Source organism: Nitrosomonas sp. (assembly GCF_043753625.1).
Taxonomy (GTDB): domain Bacteria; phylum Pseudomonadota; class Gammaproteobacteria; order Burkholderiales; family Nitrosomonadaceae; genus Nitrosomonas.
In genome coordinates, this window is the sequence record NZ_JAYUWI010000029.1 from 1 (window position 1) to 6,885 (window position 6,885).

Sequence of the window (6,885 nt, forward strand, 5' to 3'; positions counted from 1 at the left end):
TTTTATGCGCTGGCAGAATAAATCCGTCTAGTTTAAAGGGATGGCATGCCAGCTCATCCAAAATATGCATTTTTGCGCTTAATGCGACAGAACCAATGCGATTCCTCATAACAACCGTTTTTTATCCAATTCTATTTCATCCCACCTGGCATCTATTAGTTCGCCGGTTCGCACGAAAGTTAAAGCCATCAGTTGCAATGCCAGCTTGGTTAATGGTTGCCCATCGTATTCATCAATCTTTTGGAGTAGTTCGGGTAATTCTTTTTGATCCAGCCTTGCGTAATTGGTTTTCGTGGCGGGTTTCAGTACATCAGAAGGCTTTATATCAGCCGCAGGATTGCGCTCAGTCATCCCATGTGCCACGGCATAGCGTAAAATCTGTCCGCAAGTGGTTAATGCTCGTTTGGCAAGATCTAGCGCGCCACGTGACTCAATCTTCTTAATTATCATAATCAGAGTGGGTGCGCTGATTTCGGTAATAGGTTTATTTCCGATAACTGGAAAGATATCTGCTTCTAGTCGCCTGATCGTGTAACCAGCATGCCGCTCAGTTTTGCCAGATTTCCAATGATCCCACCAAAGACGCGCTATTGATTCAAAGCTGTTTGACGCTGCTATGGTTTGCTTCTGCTTTTCTTCTTGGCGATGCTGTGAAGGGTTTATGCCTTGCTTTAATAGATCGCTGGCAGTTACCCGCAATATACGTGCATCTTTGAGGGTAACTTCTGGGTAAGTTCCGATGGATAGCATTTTTTCTTTACCGTTGTACTGGTATCTGAACCGCCACCATTTTGAACCATTGGGCTGAATCAACAATACAAGACCATCGCCATCGGAAAGTTTGTAAGGTTTGTCTTTAGGCTTAGCAGCCTTAATAACAGGGTCTGTCAGCTTCATATGGGTAACTTTTGGTGGGTAGCGAGAGTTACCCGTAATGTTACCCTATTTTTTGGGGTGTTACCCAGATTTTCTACCGTTGCCCACTGTTAGCAGAATTAGTTTGAAACTATCTATTCACGAGGGTATATTTGGTATCTGCGGGTAACTATTGGCGTACGATTGGCGGAGAGGATGGGATTCGAACCCATGTGCCAAGTTACCCTGACCAACTGATTTCGAGTCAGCGCCGTTGTGACCGCTTCGGTACCTCTCCGGTTGCTGGAAATAATACACCCGTTTGATTCATCTTAGATCAAACGGGTGTAGAAAACTGATACAAATTCTATTTTTAAGCGCTTGTTGCCATAACATCACGCATTTTCTGTAGTGCTTTAACTTCAATCTGACGGACGCGTTCAGCGGATACGCCCAGCTCATCAGCCAGATCATGCAGGGTGGCCGTACCTTTTTCCCTTAACCAGCGGGCTTCGATGATTCGACGGCTGCGATCATCCAGACAAGCCAGGGATTGTTGTAAACCTTTTTCACGTAAGAAGCTGATCTGCTCACTCTCCAGAATTTTTGAGGGTTCTGCGCCGTCTGTCAGATAGCTGATCGGACTGAAAGTATCATCTTCGTCATCAGACATCGGTTCCAGCGAAATATCCGAGCCATTGAACCGCTTTTCCATTTCGACCACTTCTTCAGATTTGACACCAAGTTGTGTCGCCATCGCCTCAACTTCCCTCGGATTCATTGTGTCCAAACCCTGCTTCATGCTACGCAAGTTAAAGAATAGTTTACGTTGCTGTTTGGTGGTGGCAATTTTAACCAAGCGCCAGTTACGCATAATAAATTCATGAATCTCAGCTTTAATCCAATGCACCGCAAAAGACACCAAGCGAACGCCACGCTCAGGGTCGAAACGTTTGACTGCCTTCATTAAACCGATATTGCCTTCCTGAATCAAATCGGCTTGTGGAAGACCATATCCTTTGTAGCCACGCGCTATTGCGACCACAAAACGTAGATGCGACAGTATTAACTTTTGTGCAGCCTCAATATCGCCATGATTCCACAAGCGCCACGCCAAGCTGCCCTCTTCCTCTTGGGAAAGAATAGGAAAAGAACTAGCAGACTGAATGTAACTTTCAAGACTTCCTCCCAGTGAAGGGAGCGTTAAAGCATTCGTCATTATAATAATCTCCTCATTATGTCTGTGCTTAACTTTATCTTTAAAATTTATTTTAGCACTCTGCTAATAAGAGTGCCAAATTTTTAAAAAGTTTCGTTACCAAGCCCTCACTTATCTGGGCTCTATTTGCCAGAGATGGCTTGCAACGGATATGCGCGCGCCAAGCCATCCCAGCCAGGATGAAAACAATAACAAGCTGATGCTATCTGATGGAGGAATTTGCTGGAGTTGCAGATCAAAGTCATAAAGTTGTGCAAGTGTAACGAGCTTTTCATTCATCGCGCGTATGACTAATGTCATGATAAGCCATGCGGTAGCACCGCCGGCCAATCCTTGAATAGCGCCAAAATAAAGAAAAGGACGTCGGATAAAGCTGTCGGTTGCACCTATTAATTTGGATATCTCGATTTCATCCCGTTTGGTAAGGATTTGCAAGCGGATAGTGTTAAACATGATAGCGATTATCGCGACACTTAATAGGGTTGTCAGCATCAATACAATAAAGCGTCCCAGTTTAAGCAATGCATTCAAGCGCTCGGCCCAGGCAGAGTCAAATTGCACGTGTTCGATTTCCGGCCAGCTTTGCATTGCTACACGCAATTGCTCAAGGTTTTCAGGTGTATTTTCCAAGGTATGCACAATGAAGGCATCCGGAAGTGGGTTGTGAACCAAGCTAGCGGTGATATCAGTAAGCCCGTTACTTTGTTGCAACTGCTGTAGAGCAATAGCTTTCGGAATAAACTGAAAGCTTACGATTTGTGAATCTTCTTCCATCCGCTGTTTGATTCTTTCAATATCTTCTTTCTTGATATCCAGATTAAGAAACAAACTCATTTGCGGGGAACTCGCCGTTTGTCCGGAAATGGCACTCAGATTTTCCATGAGTACATAAATGCCAGTCGGCAAACTCAATGCGATACCCATCACGATGACACTGAGCAGGCTGGTAACAGGCGTGGCAATCAGCCGTCTGAGTGTGAGGAAAAATACAAATCCGTGTTGCATCAACCATGCGCGTATCATATTGCTAATTTCCCTTGTTTCAGCGACACAATACGATGCTCCGCGTCCCTCAATAAGGATGCGTCGTGGGTTGCAATCAGCACCGTGACACCCACTTGATTGAATGATGTGAACATTGACATAATATCCTGAGCATATTCAATATCCAGATTTCCGGTTGGCTCATCTGCGATGAGAATACTCGGACGATGGACCACCGCACGCGCAATACATAATCGCTGTCTTTCCCCGCCTGATAACGCAATGGGCATGGCTTTTTCTTTTTTTAACAAACCAACTTTATCAAGCGCCGCACGAACACGACCGGCTACTGTTTTGTTATCAAAATTGCTGATTTGCAGCGGCAATAATACATTGTCAAAAACATTTCGATCAAACAAGAGTTTGTGGTCCTGAAAAATAAACCCGATCTTGCGGCGTAAATACGGGATAGCACCTAGCTTGAGTTGCGCGATGTTTTGCCCACTGATCGTAATCGTGCCGGAAGTCGGCCGCTCTATCGCGGCGATCAACTTTAATAACGTGCTTTTGCCTGCACCTGAGTGACCGGTTAGAAACACCATTTCACCAGATTCAACCGTAAGATCAATGTTATTCAGCGCAACATAACCATCCGGATAACGTTTGGAGACATTCTTAAAGACGATCATGTTATGGCCATATACTGGTAACCATCAATCAATCATCGCTTCGACAAACTCTCTGGCATCAAATGGTCTTAAATCATCCAACCCTTCGCCAACGCCAACAAAACGCAATGCTGGAGGATTCTGTGGATATTGCCCGGCAATGGCTGCTACCACACCGCCTTTGGCGGTGCCGTCCAGTTTGGTCAGAATCAGGCCAGTTACATTCAGTGCCTCATCAAAGGCTTTAACCTGCGTGATTGCATTCTGCCCAGTATTGGCATCCAGCACCAGCAACACTTCGTGCGGTGCATCTGGCATAGCTTTGGCTATCACACGTTTTACTTTTTTAATCTCTTCCATTAAATGCAGTTGCGTGGTCAAACGTCCGGCGGTATCTGCCAGCACAATATCGATACCGCGTGCTTTAGCCGAATTGACCGCATCAAAAATTACTGCCGCCGGGTCACTTTTTTTATCTGGATCACTATCCGGCGCAATCACAGTGATATTATTCCGCTCGCCCCATACAATCAGTTGTTCACGTGCCGCTGCACGGAAGGTATCGCCAGCGGCCAGCAATACCGATTTGCCTTGCGATTGAAAATATTTGGCAAGCTTGCCGATAGAAGTTGTTTTTCCCACGCCATTGACACCTGTTATCATAATGACAAAAGGTTTTTGTATCGTGGTGTCAAATGGTTGAACAAGCGGTTCCAGCATAGCGATGAGTGATTGCTTAAGCGCCTGTTTTAATTGAATGGGATCGGTTAATGCGTCGCGCCTCACTTGCTTGCGGAGATCTTCAAGTAATTGGTGGGTTGCGTTGACTCCAATGTCGGAAGTTAACAAAATAGTTTCCAGTTCTTCGTAAAGCACCTCGTCTATCTTGCCGCCACCAAATAAACTCGATAGCTGTTTACCCAAATTCTGCCGGGTGCGCGAGAGGCCTTGTTTGAGCTTGCTTGCTAAGCTTACTGATTCGGTAGACCTGGATTCAGATTCAGATTCAGACTCAGACTCGGTATCAGGTAAAACCGCTGCTTCAATAGGATCCTCAGGATTCTTTTTGGATTTAAAAAAACTAAACATTCTGGTAGGCTCTAATATGCATTGCAATTCTCAAAGCTTAATTTTATTCTGTTTACTCACATTTAGGTTAGTAAAAATGAAACCTGATCACCGTACTACTTTTTCCCGCTTCTTTTCATTTTCCGGGTTGTTGCTATTATCGAGTCTGTTAATCTCATCGCCTGCGTTTGCCAATCCACACGAGTATTTGCTCGATAATGGCTTGAAATTGATTGTAAAACAGGATCATCGCTCACCGGTCGTGGTTACACAGATCTGGTACAAGGCAGGAAGCATTGACGAAGTAAATGGCGTAACCGGGGTTGCGCATGTTCTGGAACATATGATGTTTAAAGGCACAGAAAAAGTGCCTAATGGTGAGTTCTCAAAGAAAATCGCCGCCGCGGGTGGACGCGAGAATGCTTTTACCAGTTACGATTACACCGCTTATTATCAACAATTGCACAAACGCAGTTTGCCCATGGCGATGGAATTGGAATCGGACCGGATGCGTAACTTGATCCTGACTGAGGAAGAGTTCTCAAAAGAAATCAAAGTGGTTATGGAAGAAAGGAGACTGCGCACGGATGACCAGGCACGCTCGCTGTTGTATGAAAAAATGATGGCCATGGCTTACCAGGCGCATCCATACAAAAATCCCATCATTGGCTGGATGAATGATCTGGAAAATATGCGCGTAGAAGACGCGCAAGAATGGTATGACCGCTGGTATGCGCCAAATAATGCAACACTGGTTGTGGTCGGTGATGTTGATGCGGAAGAAGTGTTCAAGCTGGCACAAAAAAACTACGGCACCATTCAAAAGCATCCTTTGTTACCGATAAATGCCCGCAAACCACAAACTGAGCCGCCCCAGGTGGGCACCAAAAGAATAACAGTCAAAGCGCCAGCAGAATTGCCTTATCTGATTATGGGTTATCACGCACCAGGAATTAAAAATGTAGCAACAGACTGGGAGCCTTACGCGCTGGAAATACTGGAAGGTGTACTGGATGGTAATGCTTCGGCCAGACTGAACAAGTCATTGGTACGCGAGAATCAAATTGCTAATTCCGCAAGCGCTGGCTATGGCTCAATGGCTCGCGGTCCGAGTATTTTCTTTCTCAGTGGGGTGCCGCGTGCCGGTAAAACGGTGGCAGAACTGGAACAGGCATTACGCGGCGAGATTGAGAAAATTATTAAAGAAGGTGTCACGGAACAAGAACTTGCTCGAGTTAAAGCACAGGTTGTGGCTAGCCATGTGTATCAACGCGATTCGATTTATTCTCAAGCGATGCAGCTTGGGAGGCTGGAAAGTATGGGATTGTCTTTTCGTGATATTGATACCATACTGGAAAAGCTGAAAGCAGTTACTGCCCAACAAATACGTGATGTCACCAAAAAATATTTCAATGATGATAGCTTGACAGTAGCTGTGTTAGACCCGCAACCATTGGATAAAAAATTGCCCGCTAAGGCACCGGCTGGACTCAGACATTGAGTTGATCGCATTCACCAATTGCTCTGACAATTACTTTGATAAATCAAACTACTTGTCAGAGCAAAATTTCGGTTTGTTTAGCTCGCTAAGCCGTATTATTTTTTGGCATCACCATGCACATGGCCGCCATCTTTCTGTTGATCGTGTTTGTGCATATGATTCATCATGCCGTGCGTTTCTGCTTCTTCCAGAAAGCCGTCTTTGTTGGCGTCTTTTTGATCAAACTTGGCCTCATGGTGCTTCATGAACTCTTCCTTACTGATCTTGCCATCTTTATTCAGATCCACTGAAGACATCATATGCGGGCATTGATGGCCGTGGCTATCACCGGACTTCATGTCACCATGACCTACAGTTTTCCCACTTTGGTGTTGATGGCCGCTATCTTTAACGGCATCAGCAGCAGAAGCTGTTGTTGCTCCGAACGTAAATAAAAAAACGGTCCCAGCAGCAATAGCAATCAAATTTCTTTTGTGGAGCATCTTGTTTCTCCTAGGGTCTGTTGACATTTCACATAGGTAGCCACAGATATCCACAAGCCATGGCAACCATACTTTCGTAATTTCTTTTCAGTTTGTCATATCGTGTTG

Annotated in this window: 7 protein-coding genes, 1 tRNA gene and 1 pseudogene; 1 reads left to right on the plus strand and 8 read right to left on the minus strand. The window is 45.1% G+C overall.

The genetic code is table 11. From position 1 onward, the window contains the following. Window positions 1–105 precede the first annotated feature (105 nt). The 6 genes from ACH10T_RS02875 to ftsY form a co-directional block, all read right to left on the minus strand. Entirely contained in the window at window positions 106–897 is a 792-nt protein-coding gene (locus ACH10T_RS02875; RefSeq protein ID WP_394807825.1) for a tyrosine-type recombinase/integrase, read from the minus strand. A 163-nt stretch (window positions 898–1,060) separates the two neighbouring features. Further along, window positions 1,061–1,153: transfer RNA gene (locus tag ACH10T_RS02880), tRNA-Ser, on the minus strand. Between the two features lie 75 nt (window positions 1,154–1,228). Further along, window positions 1,229–2,074, minus strand: a complete 846-nt coding sequence (gene rpoH, locus ACH10T_RS02885) for an RNA polymerase sigma factor RpoH (RefSeq protein ID WP_394807826.1) — start codon at window positions 2,072–2,074, stop codon at window positions 1,229–1,231. A 111-nt stretch (window positions 2,075–2,185) separates the two neighbouring features. Continuing rightward, complete coding sequence (ftsX, locus tag ACH10T_RS02890; protein ID WP_394807827.1) at window positions 2,186–3,097, minus strand: permease-like cell division protein FtsX; 912 nt, start codon at window positions 3,095–3,097, stop codon at window positions 2,186–2,188. Continuing rightward, window positions 3,094–3,747, minus strand: a complete 654-nt coding sequence (gene ftsE, locus ACH10T_RS02895) for a cell division ATP-binding protein FtsE (protein ID WP_394807828.1) — start codon at window positions 3,745–3,747, stop codon at window positions 3,094–3,096. Before ftsE ends, ftsX begins: the two co-directional genes overlap by 4 nt. Before the next feature lie 24 nt (window positions 3,748–3,771). Further along, the gene (gene ftsY, locus ACH10T_RS02900; protein WP_394807829.1) at window positions 3,772–4,815 is read right to left on the minus strand and encodes a signal recognition particle-docking protein FtsY; all 1,044 of its coding nucleotides are present in this window, start codon (window positions 4,813–4,815) and stop codon (window positions 3,772–3,774) included. A 76-nt stretch (window positions 4,816–4,891) separates the two neighbouring features. Between ftsY and ACH10T_RS02905 the strand changes: the two genes are divergently transcribed. Beyond that, window positions 4,892–6,295, plus strand: a complete 1,404-nt coding sequence (locus ACH10T_RS02905; RefSeq protein ID WP_394807830.1) for a M16 family metallopeptidase — start codon at window positions 4,892–4,894, stop codon at window positions 6,293–6,295. A gap of 95 nt (window positions 6,296–6,390) precedes the next feature. Here ACH10T_RS02905 and ACH10T_RS02910 read toward each other — a convergent pair whose 3' ends face one another. Both ACH10T_RS02910 and ACH10T_RS02915 read right to left on the minus strand, forming a co-directional pair. Continuing rightward, on the minus strand, window positions 6,391–6,777 hold the full coding sequence (locus tag ACH10T_RS02910; RefSeq protein WP_394807831.1) for a calcium-binding protein: 387 nt from the start codon (window positions 6,775–6,777) through the stop codon (window positions 6,391–6,393). Between the two features lie 28 nt (window positions 6,778–6,805). Further along, window positions 6,806–6,885, minus strand: a pseudogene (locus ACH10T_RS02915) (IS5/IS1182 family transposase); the annotation flags it as partial.